The sequence below is a fragment of the Desulfovulcanus sp. genome (assembly GCF_982781345.1).
This window is the reverse complement of record NZ_CEYAEZ010000005.1, coordinates 44,459-64,037: the sequence shown is the minus strand read 5'-3', so window position 1 is coordinate 64,037 and position 19,579 is coordinate 44,459. Positions and strand designations below refer to the sequence as shown.

Here is a 19,579-nt window from a genome sequence, read left to right as displayed (position 1 = left end):
ATTTTATTAAATTATTTATTTAATAAATTGCCTCATGTTGAGGAAAAACAACAATTGTTAAATGGCTAATCGGGTAGCTGGGGGTCTTTCTCCCCCAGCCCCCACAACACCCTGCGTGCGGGCCCGCACAGTCCGTTTCATCAAGATTACCGTTATGTTGTCGAGATGAAACGGAAGATAGATTCGCTGTCTGGTCGGGTAATCAAGGTGGATATTCAATGGAAGCTGTGCATAGTTCACTGTTTTAAGAAGATTCATCGTTACCGAACTGGCTTTGCGTAATGGGCTGATTTTATGATGGTATTTGCATAAAATGAATATTGAGATATCGGAAAGGTTATCCGGGAACAAAACAACCTGAACAAGCCGGTCCATGTATCAGCTGCAAAAAAATGAATTGGTGATAGCGGCAATTTGAACCTGTTAGGACGAACAAAAGTCAAAATTTGTATAAACAAGCCCTGAAAAAAGATTTTTCTACAGGCTCGTTGGGCAATAAAAAGTCCGGATTACAATAGACTTTGAGTGGTGTGATAAATGGCAAAATTTGAAACAAATGTAGCTGGTGTTACCTTCTACGATGTTGATTTTTCATCAATCTCACCATCTTCAAAGGTTGAAATTGTGCCAGAGCCTGAGAATCCTCATGACAGTAATGCATTAAAGGTTATAATAGATGGCAAACATGTTGGATACATAAAAAGAACTCTAAGTACCTTTTTGGCGCAGAAAATAGCTGATGGTGTTACTTTAAAAGCTAAAGTTAAAGCCATTGTCGGAGGTAGTGCATATAAAAATTATGGTATTATTTTATCAATATCCCTCTTAGAAAATTACAATCATAGAAGTGCAGATCAAGAATTAGGAGAATTCGTAGCTGGCAAGATCGATGTTATCCGATATATGGTCACCCCGCATCCAATAAAAATTTTTGTAGGGCAAAAGCCTTCCTGGGAGTCGTTCCTTGAAGATGTAAAAGATATTCCCAAAAAAGTAAAAGAACCGAAAGAACCAGATTACCAGAAACTTTATAAGATGGAGGTTCCTTTTTGGAAAAGATTGTTTTCTTATACTCTAGCTAAATTTACTCAAGAGAAACGCCGTGAATGGATGACATTATGCCACATAGCTAGAGAACAAAATAAACTAAGAGAAGCATTAATAAAAAAGATTTCTGGATATAAATATAAGGAAGAATATCAATCATACATTTATAGTAAACAAATTGAGCAATGCTTTAGAAAACATGGCATAGTCATAAAAACAGAAATAAAAATAGACGAGATGATAAAAGATGGCTATATAACATCATATGAGCAGGTCTTATATGAAAACCTAAAACTATCATTTCCAGTCTATCGTCAAATAACTATTAATGATTATTCCTTTGATTTGATCGTTGCTGTGCCGCAGACTAATAAATTATGGATTATTGAAGTTGATGGAGTTATCCATAGAAGAAAAAGAATTATTGAAAAGGATCATGAAAAGGATAATCTTGTTCTTAGAAATGGAATTTCTCTAATTCGAGTAACTAATTATTATATTAAAAGAAATTTAGAAGAGGTTTTGAACAAAATTACAACAAAAATTCTTGAAAGTTCATTAAATTAGTTATGCAGTTATAGAACCGCCCCAATCGGATAGCCGGGGATTTTTTCTCCCCCATCTCCACATCACCCTGCGTGCAGGTATGCACAGGGCGGTTCATCAAGATTATCGGATAGAATAACAAATTAGCTTAACGGAGATAACGGACATGTATGTAAAAGTATGGATATTATCTCTATCTTTTTTGATTATTTTAACTGCCGAGGCAAATTCTTATGTATCAAATGATTTGTTCTTTGTATCAAAAAATTTACAAAATTTTCTCGTTGAAAATATTTCCCTTGAACATGTGCGCCAGTATTTTGTGACCAATGAAAAGATCGGCAACATATTTGTTGTTGAAGGTAAAGCTGTAAACAGATTTAATAAGACTACAAAATTTATTAAGTTAAGGGCCACTCTCTATGATGATCATGGTAAAATATTCAAGTCAAAAAATTTTTATTGTGGAAATACTGTTTCCCTGTTTCAACTACAGGTATTAACTCAGGAAGAGATTGAAGCGTCACTTAATGCCAAGCTTGGTATTTTGACCAATAACATTTCTATCAAGCCGGGCGGCTCAACGCCTTTCATGGTTATTTTTTACGCACCGCCAGAAAATGTGCAAGAGTTTGGTCTGGAGGTCATTGACGTTAAGGAGGTGAAATGAATAGATACTTTTCTCTTTGCTTATTCCTACTAAACATATTATTTTTTATTAGTATCAGGATAGTAAGTGCAGAGAATGATGCATGTTCTCTAGCCATAAAGCTATCAGATAAAGGAATTGAAAAATATTTAAGATTGAAAGAAGATATTGCTCAATTTCAACAGCATTTCACGGAGAATGATCGTACCAAGCCAATACAACAGGGCATTGATCCAAATTCTTTAGAACCTGTTGATTTAGAATTTGATTTACAGCGCCGTCAAATCTTAAAATATCTTATAAAAGCTCAAAAGTTATGCCCGAATGATACCAATTTAAATTTTAATCTGGGGTTCGCATATTATCAATTTGGCAACTATATAGAGGCTGAGAAATATTTAAAAAGAGCAGTGATAAAAAATGATATAAATGATGATATAAATGCAGATTGGCTAAATCTGTTAGCTTGGATAATGATAAAAAATGGTTCTAATCCAGAACAAGCAATTAAATATGCAAAAAGAGCACTCAAACAAAAGCCTTCTTCTCCAGCTATCCAAGATACCATTATTCACGCTTATATAGCTGCTGGCAAATTGTCGAAGGCCATAGCATTGGCTGAAAAGTTAAAAAATAAATATCCGAATAATGAGAGAGTTAGGGCAACTTATGATGTAGCAATGGAAGCCATCGTACAAGATGTAAACATAGGAAAAAATGATTCGCTGGAAGCAAAAGAAAGAATTTTTTCTGTCCTTTCCAAAAAAAAATATGGAACGAAGAATAAACTAAACAAAAAAGAAGAAACCATGCTAGGGCCGTTCACGCCAGAAGAATTTGAAGAGTTTATAAAAGAAGTAACCTCGCCTAACAGTATGTCTGCTTATGGTATTCCCAGAGAAAGGTCAATTGGAGAAAGTACCGAGGAAGATAGCTGGCCGACTGCTAGACGAATTTTAAAAAAGAAAACTACCAGAGATACAGCAATTGGAAAAAAAACATATCATTCAGATGATATAGCTGTCATCATTGGCAATAAAAATTACTCTCACTCTGGCTTTGGCGTGCCTGATGTAGACTTTGCGCTCAGAGATGCGACAACAATGAAAAAATATGCTATTTCCTTGCTTGGTTTTCTCCCTGAAAACATTATATATGTTCAGGACGCGACAAAAGCTAGACTTGAAAAAATTTTTGGTACCAGAGAAAACCCCAAAGGCCAACTTTACAATTGGTTAAAACCTAGCAAATCAGATATCTTTATTTATTATACTGGTCATGGTGCACCAGACTTGAAGGATAGATGCGCCTACCTTATGCCTATAGATGCTGATCCCGATTACATTTCTACAACAGGTTATTCCCTAAACGAATTTTATAACAACTTGGTAAAATTACCTGCTCGAAAGATTACTGTGGTACTGGATGCCTGTTTTTCCGGCGCATCTCCAAAAGGTTTTCTCCTTAAGAATGTTAGCCCTGGTATGTTAAAACAGGTCAATTCTGTTCGCGGAATTAAAAATACAGTGATATTTACCAGTGCTGCTCAGAGCCAAGTTAGTTGCTGGTATCCGGCCAAAAAGCATTCATTGTTTACCTATTACTTTTTATATGGACTAAATGGTGAAGCAGACAAAAACAGGGATAAAAAAATAACTGTTGGGGAACTAAAGACATACCTTCAAGAAAAAGTCCCTTATTGGGCCAGAAGACTAGCAGGCAAAGAGCAAACACCAGTTGTGATAGGAGATAATTCATGGGTATTGGTCAGGTTAAGATAATCTCTTTTGTTGTTTTATTATTTGTTGTTGTTCTTTCTGCTCAAGCCAGAGTGATAAAGGGCATATTAGGCAGAGGTGAAGCAGCGGTTGTAGGTATTACAGCGGAAGAAGGACAATTTTTAGCCCTGCAACGGGCACGGGCCGATGCCATTGAACAGGCAGCAGGTATAAAGCTACTTGGATCAACACTTGTCTGTAATAATATGCTGGCCGGAGATTTTATTAAGACCTTTACTCGTGGCTTTATTATTGCTGAAGAAATAAAATGGTTGCCTTTAGAACAGTTTCAGTCAGACCCCAAAATTCCTCCTATTCCCATGTATCTGGTACAGATAAAAGCAGATGTGAATGTGCCTCAGAAAAACAATCCACCCATCTCATTGCAGGCTTCCCTAAATAAACAGATATTTGCATCTGGGGAGCACGCTGTTATAAAAATAACGACATCAGAAGATGCTTATGTTGCGGTTTTTAACATCCGTGCAGATGATAAAATCGAAATGCTTTATCCTAACAATTACACGACAGCACAAGTGATTTACGCTAACAAAAATTTTTTGTTTCCTTCTGCTGATAGCGGCGTTATACTGAAAATGTTTCCTTTAAAAAAACATAAACAAGACACAGAGGCCTTTTTGATAGCTGCCAGTCATGTCAAGGAAAAGATTTCACCATTTACCAAACATTTTCAATGTGAGAAATTATACTCCGTTCCGGAATTTTTCAAGTTATATGCTGATATAGCAAACAGTTTAACAGAGATAATACTTTCTTATAATGTACACAAGTAATTGAATTATCCAAGCATTAGATAAAGGTGGCCCCACTTAACTTTTGCAGAAGGAATTGCAATGGTGAGGAAGGTTGTTTGAAAACAAAACCAACAAAAATCCATCTATTAGTTGCAAAAGAATGAATTCTTGATGGCGGCAACTTGGACTGGCCAGGACGGACAAAAGTCAAAATCTGTATAAACAAAGCCCTGAAAAAAGGTTTTTCTACAGGCTCGTTGAGATTTTAAGGTGAGCGAAAATGAAACTATCTAAACTAGAAATTTGGAATTTCCGTTCTATAGAGCACGTTGAAATAGATATTGGGGAATTAACAAGTATTATTGGAGAAAATAATTCCGGAAAATCAAGTATATTAAAGGCAATTGAACTATTCTATCTTGAATCGGTTCGACCTGTAAATGAAGAGTATTTCTTTTTTAAAGATCAAACAAAACCTATAGAAATTGCTCTCACATTTGACCGATTAACGGACGATGAAAAAAAACAAAAATATATAAAGCATTGGATATGCAACGATGCTGTCCGTATAAAGAAAGTTGTTAAATTTAATGCAGAGACCAATAAATATTCAATGCAATTATATGGTTGGCAAAAGAAACCAGTTGAACAGCATTTCGATTTATCTCAATTCGATGATTTCAAAAGCAACATAAAAAAAATAGTCAAACAGTTTAAATTACCTAAATATTTTTTTAATGAAAAAGGAAATGTTACCCAACAGTCATATAAAGAAGGAGTTCGTAAGCATATAGAGGCGGGCCAAGTACAGTTTGGAACACCTGATTGGTTAAAAAATCCCGGAGGGTTGAAAGAAAATTTCTCAAGCTTATTACCTCGTTTTTATTTTGTTCCTGCTATTAGAGACGCAAACGATGAATCAAAGACAACCCAGCAGACGATCTTTGGTAAATTGATAAGTGATCTTACCAACCGTATAATAAGTAAAAATCCTAAGTTTGAAGAAGTAAAACAACAGCTTGATGGATTAGAGAAATACCTTAATAGAGGTGAAGATGGAGATGATACAAATCGTCTTCAAGAAATCAAAGAACTGGAAAAAAATTTATCAGATATAATTAGTGAAAATATTCCAAACAGCAAGGTTGAAATTGAGATTATTACTCCTGAGTTATTAGACTTGTTCAAGGATACAAAAATTAGTTTGAATGACTCTTTATCTACGTCAATTGAGTCAAAAGGTCATGGACTTCAGAGAGCTTTAGTCTTTGCCTATATAAGGGCATATGCAAAAACATTAAATGCTATTGCTGACGGTGAAAATAAGACTTATAAAAATTTCATATTAGGAATTGAAGAACCAGAGTTATGTCTTCACCCTAATGGCCAAAGAAAAATGCTCAATGTTCTTGAAAATATAAGTGCGCATGATCAAGTGATATTTTGTACCCACTCCAATTTCTTTGCAAATATGTTTGACTATAAAAATATTGTCATTTTGAGAAGAGATAATAATGAGCCATGTACAGCATTTCAATATAAGGGAGATATTTTCGAAGCAGAAGAGCCAAAAGACAAGAAAAGACTAAAAAAAGTATTTCGTTATTTGAGCCTTTTTGATTTATCACGAAGCGAATTGTTCTTTAGCAAACAAGTGGTGCTCGTAGAAGGAGATACGGAGAAATTTATAATTCCCTTCTGGGCATCACGGCTTGCCATGAAAGATAAAAAATATGATTTTTCTGCAAAGAATATTTCAGTGATAGAATGTGGTGGCAAAACAAATTTACATATTTTTATGAGGGTTCTAAATAAGTTTTCAATTCCCTATATTGTGATTCATGATGTTGACCCAATAGATTTTCCAGAAGATAAACCAGAGAAAACTGATAAAGAAAAACAACAACTTCGAATGTTTCACGAAAATAGATTCATTCAGAGAGCCCTTGATGACAGAGTTGGAAAAATAATTCAAATCAATCCTGAATTAGAAACAGTTATTGATGTATCAAAATCACAAGCCAAAAAAGAAGGAAAGGTCGCGGCATCATATTTGAAATATGATGATCTGGATATCGAGGAGTATCATCACAATATTTTAGCGATCATTGAAAGTATTTTAGCGTGGGAGCACGACACAAGTTCTATTGTGATAAATCATAAATAAAATACCCCAACAAGTCGGTGCAGTGGACGGCAATTTCGCTGCGCTCCATAGCGGCAGGCGAGCTTATAGTTAGCCACAAAGAGGGTCTACATGGGGAGAAAAAGTAGATTAAAAAGAGAGAGGAAGAAGCTTAGAGCTCTCGGCCTTGTTGATGAATCGATTAAAAACCTAGTACTTCTATCCGAACACCATAGCTCGGTTTATAGATTTTTTCCGAAAAAGTCGCAGGCTGATGCGTTAACTTCTGGCAAAGTTTGGATAAGTACGCTAGAGAGATGCAGAGCTTATGAAGATCCCGAGCAAGGAGATCCAGAAGAAGCGCACGAGGTTTATAATTCTGGGCATGCTGTTGGTGGTAGTGATAACCCTGAATTCGTTGAAGTAGCGAGGCGTAGCGGAATTCACATTGGCCCCGGCTGTAACAATATAACTCTAAGTAACTGTACGAACGTTACTTCGCTTCCAAATGCGTATGTACTGTGTACAACGACCCAGTTTTCACCTGATAATCTAAGTGAGACTTTTGGTAAACACTGCGTAGAAATTGCTGATCCTAAAAAGTTCTTTATTGCTGTCTCTAAGAGACTGGAAAGCGTGGTGAGCTATAGAGAGGCAGCTGCTGGTCCAGTGATATATCGAGATAGAAGTTATACTGGTTTAGAGCGACCGCCTGGACCAATAGGCTTCGTTAAGCCAAAAGATAAGTATAGTAAGCAAAAAGAATATAGGTTTTTATGGATACCTGATACATTAAAAGGGATAAAGCCTTTTTTACTGGATTGTCCTGAAATAAAAGGATTATGTAGAAAAATTGCCTAATCGGGTAAAGGCGAGTTGGTTTTTCCCTCCCACCCCTCACCACCCTGGTCTGCGAATCCTCCCTGGAGAAAAGGATCTTGCGACGAATTGAGGATAAGCCTTGACCTTTATTTAAAATTTGTGTTATATATAAATTATGCAATAACTATACATTTTCAAACTCCTAACAGGAAGGTCGAACAATGGTAACTTTTGTTGCACTTGCATTATTATTTGCCGCCGCTATAAATATCTATTGGTATTTTGCGGATGGTAGAGGTGAAGATTTTATAAAACAGGCTAGAGAGTTGAAAAAATATGCCCATGAATCTAAATACCATCAGCGTTACAATCCTCTTCATAGTGATTGGATAGGCAATATTTATCATGGCCTTTATAGTGGTGATTATGATGATGATTAACAATTTAATTCTATAAAATAAAAGCCCCCGATTTGGGGGCTTTTTTGTTTAACCTGCATCTTTCTCAAATGCCTTTTCTACATCAATTCCATCTCCCGTATCAGGAGTTACACTGTCCATATCATCAGCATTTGGCCCATATTCCTCTATGCTCCTGTCTCCGCCTGGCCTTTCCTGCCGATATTCCCTAAACGGATTTTGCGCCTGCATAGGGTTGTCTTGTGGTTGAGCCTGACCGTAAACTGGCTGGCTTGTCTGAACTGGTTGTTCTGGTTGTGTCTTTTCCTGTAACAATTTCAATCCTGCACTGTTGCTTAAATCAATTTCCGGTTCATTATTCCCATATACCCCTTGCCCTGATGCAGCTTTATGGACATTTTCAACGGCCACGTCCCGAACAGTCGGGTTGTTGGCATCTTCCAGAACATCCCTCGCGGATTGCTTCATGGCCTCAACGTTGTAATGTGGTGGTAAATGCTTGCCTGCAGTTTTGGCAACATTATCGTGCATTTCGTCTTGCAACGACTGCTCATTGCGCAAATTTTCAACCAAACGCCCTTTCATCATCTCAAATGTTTTGCCAGGCTCAAGATTAATTTCTCCTTGCTTAAAAGTATTTACAAAATCTTTTGTTTGCTGCGGCACCGTATCATAAATCCGTTCCGCCATGGTCTTTCTATCCTCCATGCTGACCTCCCTTGCAGTTCCAGTCGTGCCTACCTGTCCACCTTGAAACTCGCCATTTTGGGTCAACATGGCCACACCCTGGGACAAAGCTTGCGCCTCTTCTGTGGTTAGTGCCATCCCCTTCAGGGATTCCATATCTCCAACCCTGTAAAGGTATTGCTCTGTTTTGTCTCCTCTTCGCACAACAACATTCATCAGGCTGTTGCCGGCGCCGAGTTTTATTCCTTTTAGTTTACCATCCACGATTGTAACTTCCCCAACATGATCCCGCGGATTGAATTTAGTCCGCTGATGCCATGCATCCACGTCCTTTATCGCCTGCTGAACATCCAGATTTCTATTTTCTGGCGTAAAAACTTCTTTTTGCAAATCTCTTTTCAAATTCTTTACTTTTGCCTTCACTGTCTCGCCCTGATTCAACTTTTTCTCCGCAGACTTCTCAATCCGTCCCTTCTCCTCCCTTAAACCTGTCTCTATGCCCTTCTGCCTTGCCTCCACCTCATCAAGAGTCGGAGTGTCTTTTTGCAGTGCAGAGCGCAAAGACCTAAGCTCGGCCACCTTTTGATCCAGGTTCTGCTCTTTTAGGCCGGTCAGCGCCATATCAATTTTGTTTTTTATTACATCACTTAATCCAGGCAAACTTTTCAAATTTTCCAAAAAGTCAATTTGTTTCTCTCTACCTGCCTTGGCAAATTCATAACTTAATTCAGCCTGTTTTTCAGTCGTAGATGACAGCATGCCGTTTTCAATTTTATCAAGAGTCCGATTAAACCCACTTTCTTCCAAAACATTTCGCATACTTCCAAAATGACTATCATTCAGCGCGCCAAAAATTTCTGCCATATTTACTGTAGTAGAAATACTGTTACCTGCCACGTCTCGCAAATCATCACTCATAGAACTTACAATCTGCCTCATTTTGGTCCATGTCCGCAGCCTATTGACTGTGTCATTAATATTTTTTTGAGCAATCGCGCTATCACTGAAATTCTGGCCTGTTTGTAATCCCAATTGTTTCTGCAAACCTTTTGCATAATCAATACCCACGTTTTCTTTAAAGTTCTTTACCAGATTTTGTGTATCGCCAAACAGAGTTTTTATTAAATCCTGCTCTTTTTGAGACCATTTTTGTTCCAGCTTCATAACTCCTTCTATGCCCCCACCAGAGCCAGCAATATTAAGACCCACTTTCGCTGCTATCCTGGAAAGCATTGAAAAAGCTTCCTCTTTACTCATACCATTATCAAAACTATGACTTTTTTCTAGCTTATTTGCGTACTGCAACGCCCACTCTGCCCCTTTATCACCCTTTACCATTTCACTTGCAGTGCCATTTCTGAAAGCATTTTCCGCTGCTGTTACCACCGCCTGTTGACCATCGCTTGTCAAAGTCGCCACCGTAAGGTTAGTCCCAGCCTGTTGCGTAAACGAACCGCTAACGCTCCTTAACTCCTGAGCAGCTTTTGTATATTGAGTTCCAGCCTGCACTTGTATTTTTTGATCAGCCAGATGAGGCCCTCTTAATATGCTTACGCCACTACCAAACGCAGAGGATTGCGGCACCTGGCCAAAAACACCGGTCATCTGGCCATGACGCATATTTGCAGTGTTTCGCCAGTATTGATATTGATTAGCCGCTTCATTCCACATTCTTTCCAGCTTCATCTCTTCTTCCTGTTGCGCACGTCTTTGTGTTTCCGCTTGACTCTGATCAGCCGAAGAACTGGCAGTCGTTGCAAATCTATGACTACCCAGCATCAAGGGACCCGCTATCGCCCCCACAGCTTTTGGAGCCAACCAGCCCAATACCAGAGAAGCCAGGCCCGGAATTGTCATCGCCAGCATTGCTGCAGGACCAACATATTGCATTAAAGTGGCATTCATCGATAAATGTGTTTTATAAGTAATGCCCCCCATCACATTAAATCTTTGCAATTCATCCATTAGAAAATGATTGACTGCCGCATGAACAACTGCCTCAGTCGGGCTCCACAAAGTGACAAAGCACAAAGCAGAAAACCAGTAGGCAAAAGGTTTACCGCTCATTGTCAAAAACAAAGTCCCTATGAACGGAAACAAAAAAATTACGAACAACTTCAACATAGGTATAAAATCATTTAAATTCTCCAGATAGGACATTGCTGCAATGACACTCTGCTGTCTCTGGTCAGCGGACGCCTGGGACCAATAAGCCAATGCCTCAGGATTATTAATGGCAAGGTTGGTTTTTATTCCGTTTATCCAGAACATTTGTTCAAAGGCTTTTTGTGCTGTATTCTGGTAACCAGGAAATATAGTGGCAAACATGTTATCAAGAGCAGCCCGTACATCCGCAACACTTTTGACCGCTCTCTTATCAATCCTGGAACGTATCCTTTCTGCCGGCTTATTGGTCTCATTGCTACCGGCTTCAGTTGTGATAGCTCCGGCCAGATAATCATAAACATTAGCGCATGTATCTATTCTTTCAGTTCCATCTGGATAATAGATTTTTGTTAAGAAGACATCATAATCCAATGCCATTGTGTCCATCAAATTAGGGCTGTTTGCAATGGTAGAACCTGTCAAGTCCCCGTTGGCAATAGCGTGAAGAACACAATTCTGTACATAATCAGCAACAGTATGATACAGATCATCATTTAAAGATATTTGCTGCTGCAACAGCAAATCCATACTTCTTACGTGTCCCATGAAATCCCACTGGGCAAACTCAGGTCCATTAGGCGGCTGCAAATAATCATCTGCCATTTCTCGCATCAATTTTTCCAACGTGCTGGTTACTTGCAAGGAAAGCCCTATGCCAAGGGGAATATCATCCACATTGTATGTTTCATGTGTAAAATCATCAATAATCTGAACATCCACCTTTGGCACCAATATAGCGTAATAAACCAGAGCGGGAGCAGCAATTCCTTTTAAAAGCGTAACATAGTCAGCGCCTTTACTACCCCATATACCCATAACAACAGCCAGACATGCACCAAGATAGGCGAGTCCAGCCCATTCAGGGCCTCCCATAAAATGTAAAATGGAAGTCAATCCAGACGCTAACTCAAAACCATTATTAAATCCGTATACTATCAAATCAGCCATTCAACATCCTCCTTTTTGCTTTTCCTCCTGCGGAACCTGACAAACATCAAACTTTTTGGTTTTCATCTGGAAATGTGTGGTCCCACCTGATGAATTTATGGTGGGCGTGTTCTTTTCAAATTTAACAACGCCAAAACAGCTCCGGTGTCCGGGTAAATGTCCAGGGGAGAAATCCCTAAACAGCCTGGGGCCCTTCTCCGAGGGTTTGCTAGCACCGGAGCTTTTTTATTTGGCGAACTAGCAAATTATCGGAGGTGTTCTATGACAAACGCATTGCAACAGGTAGAGGTTTCTTTGGTTGATGGTCGACCAATGGTGAGTAGTTTGAAGGTAGCGGAACATTTTGGAAAGAAACATTACAATGTGATCAGAGCAATTAAATCATTGAAAATTCCTGACGATTTTCGTGCCCTCAATTTTGAGGGCACCTCTTACAAAGATGTTCAAGGTAAAGAACGTCCTGTTTACCTTATGACTCGCGACGGCTTCACCCTACTCGTCATGGGCTTCACCGGCAAAAGAGCCATGGAGTGGAAGATTAAGTATATAGAGGCGTTCAATGCGATGGAAAAGAAGCTTCTCGAAGAGAAAATCAAAAAACAGAGTCTCGATGAACCTTCCACCTCTGATGACCGCCGTGCCCTGCGTATGCTGATCCAGGTCTGGGTTTACAAGCTTACCGACAAACCGAGACCAGCGGATTACAAAGCAGCGTGGAGGCAGGTACTGGCGCATCTCAATGTCCCGACCATAGAGGATTTGCCAAAAGAGCGTATTCCTGAAGCCATTCGATTTGTTCAGACTCAAATTGATACCATCAATTATTACAGGATCATGGGAAGCAGCATTTTGCCAGAAGGAAAGCAGGCTGAACAAAACACCTCCAATTTGCCTGCGATACAAGATTTTGATTTGCTAGAAGTACAGTCGCGGATAGGAGAATTGAGAGAAGAGGCAAGAAATTTTCTTTTGAGTATGGAATGTTATGCCAATGAGATTGTTGGCAAAATGGAGTGGGACAGAGTAGGGAATTTGCAGGCATCAGAAGCCAATAGAATTGTCCTGGAAATGTTTGATTCAATGGGCGGACTTATGCAAGCTATCATTCATCAGTTAAATATCCTGGCCAGACAGCGAAAATTGTTTGCTCACTAAAATTATCCCGGAAGAAACGAAAGGTATAGAGGCAGGCATTATAGCCTGCCTTTTTTACATTCCAAGCTCGTTTTGAGGACGCAGGTCAGCTTCCGGTCTTAGAAACATTTTTTTAATAGGCTGCAACCTCTAGCAATCCAAGCTTTGATTTGATAAATTTTCCTGGCTACCCAACCTTGAAAAACCATAAGTGTCAAATTACGCAAGTTACGCCTGTGGAGAGAGGCTCTGTGGACGACCGTGCCTATCTGCCTTTTCTCTCTAGCAGGAGTTTATGGACATTCGACCTTTACTTCACCCCAGAAGTGGCTCAAAATTGTTGGTTGATTTTGGAACACTTTAATTGACCATTGACACTGTGACAAAGTTAGCATAATGTATATTTGTGTGCCTCAAGGGCCAAGGCTTTCCTGTATCTCCTTCAAAGTCGTTGCCCGTGCCACAAAGGCAGGCACTATCAGACAAAAAAATTAACAAATATAGGATACATCTTTTTGAGGAATATCGCGATTTGCCGCTACCTTGTTTCTTCCTTGTCTTTTGGCCTCATAAAGGGCCTTATCGGTCTTTTTGAGCAACTCATCCAATAATTCATGAATTTTTGCCTTCTTAATTTTCCCCGCCGGTTTACAACTGGCCACACCAAGACTTATGGTAATTGGCAATCTTAAATTTCCTATAGTAAAGGGTTTTTGGTTTATGAATTCACAAAGTCTTTCGGCAAATTCAATAGCAACTTTGCTATCTCCGTCAATAAATCCAATCAAAAATTCCTCTCCTCCGTATCTTCCGATGACATCATAGGGTCGACATATGTTTCTAAGGCGTTGGGCAAGTTCTTTAAGTACTGCATCCCCTACCTGATGCCCATAAGTATCATTTATCTTCTTAAAATGATCTATATCCAGCATAATAGTATGAAATGACTTTTGTTCTCTAAGGGCACGGTAGAACTCCTTTTCCAATGCATTAAAAAGCGCTCTCCTATTAAAAAGGTCTGTAAGTTTGTCCATAGTTGCCATTTTTTTCAGACGGCGATTTGTTTCTTGAAGCGTTCTTTCAAGGGCAATTATCCTTAATCCAACCGTAATTCTTGCATAAAACTCTTTTGCATGTATGGGTTTGAGAATATAATCGTCTGCTCCAGCCTCCAGACATCGAGCAATTTCTTCTTTTTCTTTTATCACTGAAAGAAAGATGATATAGACATAATGTTCTACATTAGTATTTCTTATCAAGCGACACACCTCAAGGCCATCCAGCTCTGGCATAATCCAGTCCAAAAGCAGCAAAGATATCCTTTGTTTATTCTTTTGAAAATATTCCCAGGCTTGCTTGCCATCTTCTACTTCAACAACATCGGTAAAGCCATATTGTTTAAGCAGACGAACAATTAATTTACGAATAAAAGGAGAATCTTCTGCTACCAAAACGGTAATTTCTTGAGGTAGTTCAGTAAGCAATTTTTTAATATCTTTTATTTGCATTGTATTTTTTATAAAAATATACTAACAAGATTATCCAAGATTTTGTGGCAATTTTTTAATAATCAATTTATAAAAGTCCAGAAATTACCCTGGGGTGCTTATGCTAGCTGTTAATTCTGAAGTTCTTTACGTAAGTTGTGAGTTGTTCTCGTACAAAGAGATAGTTCAGTCAGTTGGATGGTGATCTATTTTTTCTTGTATGGATTTCATGAGCTAAAGAAAAGACAGCTCATCTTCACAAGACTTGACAAAGTTTCTAGAAGAATAAATACTTTTACTTTTACTATTGACATAGAAAAGAATTACTAACACCTTTTGGAACAAAAGGTGACTTTTCTTTATGGGAATAGGCGTCATAAAATGGACTTACGTCTATGACATTAAGATAATCCCAGATAAAACGGATGATATAATTTTGGGCACCCAGTCATCTATTGATGGTGGCAAGAGATAAGATTGATTTATCTTTCTTTTTGAAAAAAATTTATCTTATTAAAGCAGTGGCAACAAAATTTAAAGTAAAAATTCGGTCACAAGCTCTAACCAATGCTTAATACTCACCTTAACTGACTTTTTTGCTCTTCTCGTCCACGACGCGTCTTTAAAAAGCCAATCTCAGCACATCAGTGTCTAATCATATCAAGAGTTTAGCAGTACCAAATTTCGGACTTTTTAAAACAGAAATATAAGATAATATGAAAAGTTTATTTTTTGTCAATATCATAAAAGTGTATAAACAAATAAATATATATGTTATTTACTAATTAATTAAGTATTATATATTATTGGCATATGGATCTAAAAAACGATGAAATTTTGCGAATGTTAGGGGAAGGTATACAATTTTTGCGTAGAAAAGCAGGGATGACCCAGCAGGAACTGGGGGAATTGGTGGGTTTAAATCCCAATTACATCAGCGCAATTGAGAGAGGACAACGTAATGTTACCATTATTACTTTGCAAAAGATAGGCCAGGGACTGGGCATAAATATAGATGAAATGTTATACATTTGTTGCAGACACGGATATAAACAGAAAACATTTAATGATACCAATCCAGATTTAGATCAATCATCAGCCCAACCTATTATGTCCTCTTTTTTTTCCATGTCCCCGGAAGAAAAGCAGATACTCATTTTGCTCCGCAATATAAACTCCAGAAAGATTAAAAATGGCCTGAAAATGCTTTTGTTAGGTCTTGCCAAGACAAATAAAGCAAATCTCCCTGAAGAGAGAGTCTCTAGAGAGTGAGGTTGTATGAGGAGCTAAAAGTTTTAGATGTTGTAGAGAAGAAAAATTTGATCCAACCTTTCGAAGAGTGCGAGCTTGTTCTCGAGTGTAAGGTTGTCTACGAAGTTGACCACTCTGGTAAGGGCGGATTATTTTCTCGGGGTACACACCTCATTAGACCCTGACGACAGGCAAGTCCTCCCATTTCGTAGTATAGGCGGGTAGATCTGTGGGAGCGGCGGGAAAAACATTTCTTTTCCAGGCCGGTATCTGCTACCGTCAAAGTGCCCTTTCCCCATTCGGCATTTATCCTATCCATAACATGCATCAAGCGTTCCTGCTTTTGCCTCTTGTTTTTAGCTCAAAGGTGAACATGATCCCGGCTTTTTTATGACCATGGTCCGAAGAATAAATCTTTTCCAGAACAAGGTGGGCTTTTTCAATTAAAAACGGGGGTAATTAGTAGAAGGTATATTTCTAAAAAAATTGTCAATGGTCAAAATTTTTGATTTGAACGACGACTTACTTCCCGCCATAGTGGTTGACCTTCCAACCTCGTTTTGAGGCCGGAGGCCTGACCTGCGGCCTCAAGTTGAAGACGCAGGTCAGCTTCCTGGTCTTATTATTTATAAAATTTAAAAGGCGAATAGCCAAACTGATCCATTAACCTGGCAGTTATTTCTTTCTCCAACATGCTCATCCTCGTTACGTTATCAAGAGCTTTATGAAAAGTTTCCAAGACATTGCGGTAATAAACAGTAAGCGCACGCCTGAACTCTCTAATCTTGCCTTTTAATGTCTTTGCAGCCGCCTGAAATTCTTCTTTGGACACAGCTGCATAATCTTTTCCTCTCTCCAATGTATTCATATACTTGTCTATATTGGTCGAAGCCAGCTTCGCTACGTCTTGCAAAAAGAAATAGGCATTGCTTACAGCAGCATATTTCTTGATTATGCCACTTTCCACAGATGCTATCCCCGCATCACCCTGATAAGCAAAAACATTTATCACTTGCCATAACGGCAACACCTGTTGATTTATAAATTCTATCGTTTCGCTGTCCATATAAGACGCACTACCACTACTTATTGCATTTGCTATCTTGGCCAGCGCATCCTCTGCTTTTTGCCCAAACTGCAAACTTGTTATGTCCGTAAGAGGAGCATCCGTATAATCCCCGGGACCTGTTGCCCCTGAAGGCAAAAACATACCAGGCAGACGAAAATCACTACCGCCTTCCAACAAACCGTTCACTATGTCAGCCACCTTCATTGGCGTTTTAGAGGGTATATATAGTACAGGAATAAGTTTTTGCCGTTTATCACTACCTGCCCCCTGCGACATGGGACCAATATAAATATCACCAAAAATACCCATTAACAGCGTTGAAAAATTACAAATTCCGTTAGTTTCACATCCTTTAAAAGGCGAATCATCACCCCCTCGCAACGCTTCCTGCTTTGCCAAAGTCTGCCAAAACGATTTGGGCCCCCCTGCAAAACTTGCAAACTCCTTACAAGCCCCTATGATAGAATGCTCCTCATCAGTAAAACCACAAAATTCCGTTTCATAAAAATCATCCAGCCAGGCTTTTGCTGTATTCACGTCTTCCTGAATTGTGCTAAGAGCACCGCCTAAATAATCATCAACCGGAAGACCTCCTGAATATCCCATTTCTTGCAACTTATTTGTTACATAATTGCCTCCCATATTAACCAAAGCCCTGGCCGCCGCACACTCGTCCATGGCCATCTGATTAACCAGGTTAGCTATACTCTCAAGCGTAGTCATTACATCATCGCACTGTTGACACAGCACCTTTAACGCTATTTTAAATGCAAAAGCCGGCGCAGCAGACATAATATTCTGAAATGCCTGAACCAAATATTCAGGCTGCATATAACTTAAACCGCCCCAAAAAGCGTCTATGCCTCCGCAACCAGCTTGAATCTTTGGAGTAGTTATACTCAAAATCGGCGTTCTTTGCGTTCTCACACGATAAGACGCCCCACCCAAACTTAAATACCCTTGCCTTTGTGTCTCATAATATGACGGATCAGATGTTATCATGGATGTGTAATCACTAAACCAATCAGCAAGGGCCACATTAGCCACCAGGACAAAACTAATTAATATTACAAGAACCTTGCGCATTGCATCCCTCCTGTTTTTCTTGCATCTGTCTGATTATATCCTCCGGCCTAACCAATTCTTCGACCATATCAGGACGCTCATAATTTTTACCCTCAAACCAGTCGTAATATGCTTTCATCAGACCCTGCTCCAGATCCGCCAGGGTGGACAAACCTGCCTTGATCCGCCTCTCCTTGATTTCGTCACCCACTTTCCCTACTACCCAGATATCCGGTACAATCTGGACCCCAAACCTCGCTGCGGTATCACTGTCCGCCGTCACATCCACCATCTGCAACCGCTGCCAGCCCCATTTTTTCGCAAAACCTTCAAGGATATACTTTTGTTTCTGGCAATATGCGCATGTCGGGGAATGAAAAAAAATAAGGCCCATATTATCACGCATGAATGGCACAATCTCAGACCTCAAATCCATCCGTTGCTTTGCCTCAGCCATTGATGCAACCAGGGTCGGTGATCTCCTTGTTGACATATCCAGTCCCGGCATCTCCTGCCTGACCTCCTCAACAGCCTCCTGAAATCTTTTAGCCCTGATTGAGGCTATTGCCTGAAGCGCATATAACTCTTTTACTCGCTGTTTATTGGACGGATCCATAACGGCCAAATCCTGCACCTCGTCTATCAACTTTTGAAATTCCTTTGGATGCATTGTCCAAACTCTATCCCAGGGAATTTTGATGTCAGTTGGGTACTCTTCTGGCTTGTTTTCTTTTTTGGCCACTTCCGGCTTTTCCTCTTCCTTCGGCTTCACCGGCTCAGGATTGGCCACTGTTTGGCTTGTGGCGTTTTCTTCCTGTACAACCTCATACCAGAAGTAACCTTTTGTCCCCGGCTTCTCCTGCACATCAAACCAGGCCGCCCACACAAAGCATGTCCAGACCAAACCTAAAAAAAACAAAGCTCCGAAAATCAGAATTACCTTGCGCATAAAGTCCCCCCTAAAAAAGACCTTCTCACTTATTACAACGCAGAATTGCGTTGTTCTTGAAAAGAAATGAAAGGAGGTTTTCGATGTATATTGGGATCAGCGGGAAAATAGGCGTAGGCAAGACCACGGTTGCCAAAATGCTGCTCAAAAAATTTCCAAGCTATAAAAAAATAGCCTTTGGAGATTTTCTGAAACAGGAAGTTTCACAGAAATTCAACTTCCCTTTGTCTTACTGCTATCATGCAAAAGACACCCTGATTTTGCATGATGAGCTTCCTCACGCGCCCATGTCTGTCAGACAAATTCTTCAATGGTGGGGAGATCAAAGAAGAAAGGAAAATCCATTGTACTTTGTGGATAAGATGAGGCGAGTCCTCGACCAATACGATAGAGTCATTATAGATGACGTCCGTTTCCCTGAAGAAGCAGCGCTGATGCAAAACTACGGCGGATTGTTGTTTCGGATACATCCATATCCAGGGTATAATTTCACTGCGTTTTCTAATCATAAAAGTGAAACAGCTCTGGATAACTTTTGTGCCTGGCAACAGGAATTTCGGCCAGATTGGGGGATTTCTTCACTGAAAAATGTGGCAAAAGAAATAGGTCTGTTTCTGCAGGGAGACTTTTATCCCTGTCCTGCTGAAAACAACCTGGCCCTTACTGGCTAGAAGCAAAAAAC

At 39.4% G+C, this 19,579-nt stretch carries 15 protein-coding genes; 10 read left to right on the top strand and 5 right to left on the bottom strand.

Annotated elements, in window-relative coordinates; genetic code table 11:
• The first annotated feature begins 537 nt into the window (after positions 1 to 537).
• The 7 genes from AC3WVG_RS01715 (at position 538) to AC3WVG_RS01685 (ending at position 8,162) form a co-directional block, all read left to right on the top strand.
• A complete protein-coding gene (locus tag AC3WVG_RS01715) occupies positions 538 to 1,614 on the top strand; it encodes an HIRAN domain-containing protein (RefSeq protein ID WP_488796452.1) in 1,077 nt (358 codons plus the stop codon).
• 145 nt (positions 1,615 to 1,759) lie between these two features.
• The gene (locus tag AC3WVG_RS01710) at positions 1,760 to 2,263 is read left to right on the top strand and encodes a DUF3426 domain-containing protein (protein WP_488796451.1); all 504 of its coding nucleotides are present in this window, start codon (positions 1,760 to 1,762) and stop codon (positions 2,261 to 2,263) included.
• Positions 2,260 to 4,023, top strand: coding sequence for a caspase family protein (locus AC3WVG_RS01705; protein WP_488796450.1), 1,764 nt, complete (start codon positions 2,260 to 2,262; stop codon positions 4,021 to 4,023). Before AC3WVG_RS01710 ends, AC3WVG_RS01705 begins: the two co-directional genes overlap by 4 nt.
• Positions 3,999 to 4,814, top strand: a complete 816-nt coding sequence (locus AC3WVG_RS01700) for a DUF4384 domain-containing protein (protein WP_488796449.1) — start codon at positions 3,999 to 4,001, stop codon at positions 4,812 to 4,814. The genes AC3WVG_RS01705 and AC3WVG_RS01700 overlap by 25 nt, the downstream gene beginning before the upstream one ends.
• A 241-nt stretch (positions 4,815 to 5,055) precedes the next feature.
• A complete protein-coding gene (locus AC3WVG_RS01695) occupies positions 5,056 to 6,942 on the top strand; it encodes an ATP-dependent nuclease (protein WP_488796448.1) in 1,887 nt (628 codons plus the stop codon).
• A gap of 90 nt (positions 6,943 to 7,032) precedes the next feature.
• Positions 7,033 to 7,761, top strand: a complete 729-nt coding sequence (locus AC3WVG_RS01690) for a hypothetical protein (RefSeq protein WP_488796447.1) — start codon at positions 7,033 to 7,035, stop codon at positions 7,759 to 7,761.
• A gap of 182 nt (positions 7,762 to 7,943) precedes the next feature.
• On the top strand, positions 7,944 to 8,162 hold the full coding sequence (locus AC3WVG_RS01685; RefSeq protein WP_488796446.1) for a hypothetical protein: 219 nt from the start codon (positions 7,944 to 7,946) through the stop codon (positions 8,160 to 8,162).
• Between the two features lie 48 nt (positions 8,163 to 8,210).
• Here AC3WVG_RS01685 and AC3WVG_RS01680 read toward each other — a convergent pair whose 3' ends face one another.
• Positions 8,211 to 11,942, bottom strand: a complete 3,732-nt coding sequence (locus tag AC3WVG_RS01680; RefSeq protein ID WP_488796445.1) for a conjugal transfer protein TraG N-terminal domain-containing protein — start codon at positions 11,940 to 11,942, stop codon at positions 8,211 to 8,213.
• A gap of 261 nt (positions 11,943 to 12,203) precedes the next feature.
• On the opposite strand from AC3WVG_RS01680, the gene AC3WVG_RS01675 reads away from it, so the two are divergent.
• Positions 12,204 to 13,097, top strand: coding sequence for a Rha family transcriptional regulator (locus AC3WVG_RS01675; RefSeq protein ID WP_488796444.1), 894 nt, complete (start codon positions 12,204 to 12,206; stop codon positions 13,095 to 13,097).
• A gap of 470 nt (positions 13,098 to 13,567) precedes the next feature.
• Here the strand turns inward: AC3WVG_RS01675 and AC3WVG_RS01670 are convergent, their stop codons facing one another.
• Positions 13,568 to 14,584: a GGDEF domain-containing response regulator gene (locus AC3WVG_RS01670; RefSeq protein WP_488796443.1), complete on the bottom strand. Its 1,017-nt coding sequence runs from the start codon at positions 14,582 to 14,584 to the stop codon at positions 13,568 to 13,570.
• 792 nt (positions 14,585 to 15,376) lie between these two features.
• Between AC3WVG_RS01670 and AC3WVG_RS01665 the strand changes: the two genes are divergently transcribed.
• A complete protein-coding gene (locus AC3WVG_RS01665) occupies positions 15,377 to 15,835 on the top strand; it encodes a helix-turn-helix domain-containing protein (protein WP_488796442.1) in 459 nt (152 codons plus the stop codon).
• Positions 15,836 to 15,932: 97 nt separating this feature from the next.
• Here the strand turns inward: AC3WVG_RS01665 and AC3WVG_RS01660 are convergent, their stop codons facing one another.
• The 3 genes from AC3WVG_RS01660 to traF form a co-directional block, all read right to left on the bottom strand.
• On the bottom strand, positions 15,933 to 16,142 hold the full coding sequence (locus tag AC3WVG_RS01660; protein WP_488796441.1) for a DUF4113 domain-containing protein: 210 nt from the start codon (positions 16,140 to 16,142) through the stop codon (positions 15,933 to 15,935).
• Between the two features lie 294 nt (positions 16,143 to 16,436).
• Positions 16,437 to 17,969 carry a conjugal transfer protein TraH gene (locus AC3WVG_RS01655; protein ID WP_488796440.1) on the bottom strand — a complete coding sequence of 511 codons (1,533 nt, stop codon included), beginning with the start codon at positions 17,967 to 17,969 and terminating at the stop codon, positions 16,437 to 16,439.
• A complete protein-coding gene (gene traF / locus AC3WVG_RS01650) occupies positions 17,941 to 18,897 on the bottom strand; it encodes a conjugal transfer protein TraF (protein WP_488796439.1) in 957 nt (318 codons plus the stop codon). The genes AC3WVG_RS01655 and traF overlap by 29 nt, the downstream gene beginning before the upstream one ends.
• 83 nt (positions 18,898 to 18,980) lie before the next feature.
• Here traF and AC3WVG_RS01645 point away from each other — a divergent pair, with 83 nt between their 5' ends.
• Positions 18,981 to 19,568, top strand: a complete 588-nt coding sequence (locus AC3WVG_RS01645) for a hypothetical protein (RefSeq protein WP_488796438.1) — start codon at positions 18,981 to 18,983, stop codon at positions 19,566 to 19,568.
• Positions 19,569 to 19,579 lie beyond the last annotated feature (11 nt).

What these genes read in the sequence shown, in the direction of transcription:
- AC3WVG_RS01690 (WP_488796447.1), top strand. Translation starts at nt 7,033, where the DNA reads ATGGGGAGAAAAAGTAGATTAAAAAGAGAGAGGAAGAAGCTTAGAGCT.
- AC3WVG_RS01665 (WP_488796442.1), top strand. Translation starts at nt 15,377, where the DNA reads ATGGATCTAAAAAACGATGAAATTTTGCGAATGTTAGGGGAAGGTATA.
- AC3WVG_RS01685 (WP_488796446.1), top strand. Translation starts at nt 7,944, where the DNA reads ATGGTAACTTTTGTTGCACTTGCATTATTATTTGCCGCCGCTATAAAT.
- AC3WVG_RS01715 (WP_488796452.1), top strand. Translation starts at nt 538, where the DNA reads ATGGCAAAATTTGAAACAAATGTAGCTGGTGTTACCTTCTACGATGTT.
- AC3WVG_RS01700 (WP_488796449.1), top strand. Translation starts at nt 3,999, where the DNA reads ATGGGTATTGGTCAGGTTAAGATAATCTCTTTTGTTGTTTTATTATTT.
- AC3WVG_RS01710 (WP_488796451.1), top strand. Translation starts at nt 1,760, where the DNA reads ATGTATGTAAAAGTATGGATATTATCTCTATCTTTTTTGATTATTTTA.
- AC3WVG_RS01680 (WP_488796445.1), bottom strand. Translation starts at nt 11,942, where the DNA reads ATGGCTGATTTGATAGTATACGGATTTAATAATGGTTTTGAGTTAGCG.
- AC3WVG_RS01660 (WP_488796441.1), bottom strand. Translation starts at nt 16,142, where the DNA reads ATGCATGTTATGGATAGGATAAATGCCGAATGGGGAAAGGGCACTTTG.
- AC3WVG_RS01705 (WP_488796450.1), top strand. Translation starts at nt 2,260, where the DNA reads ATGAATAGATACTTTTCTCTTTGCTTATTCCTACTAAACATATTATTT.
- AC3WVG_RS01675 (WP_488796444.1), top strand. Translation starts at nt 12,204, where the DNA reads ATGACAAACGCATTGCAACAGGTAGAGGTTTCTTTGGTTGATGGTCGA.
- traF (WP_488796439.1), bottom strand. Translation starts at nt 18,897, where the DNA reads ATGCGCAAGGTAATTCTGATTTTCGGAGCTTTGTTTTTTTTAGGTTTG.
- AC3WVG_RS01695 (WP_488796448.1), top strand. Translation starts at nt 5,056, where the DNA reads ATGAAACTATCTAAACTAGAAATTTGGAATTTCCGTTCTATAGAGCAC.
- AC3WVG_RS01655 (WP_488796440.1), bottom strand. Translation starts at nt 17,969, where the DNA reads ATGCGCAAGGTTCTTGTAATATTAATTAGTTTTGTCCTGGTGGCTAAT.
- AC3WVG_RS01670 (WP_488796443.1), bottom strand. Translation starts at nt 14,584, where the DNA reads ATGCAAATAAAAGATATTAAAAAATTGCTTACTGAACTACCTCAAGAA.
- AC3WVG_RS01645 (WP_488796438.1), top strand. Translation starts at nt 18,981, where the DNA reads ATGTATATTGGGATCAGCGGGAAAATAGGCGTAGGCAAGACCACGGTT.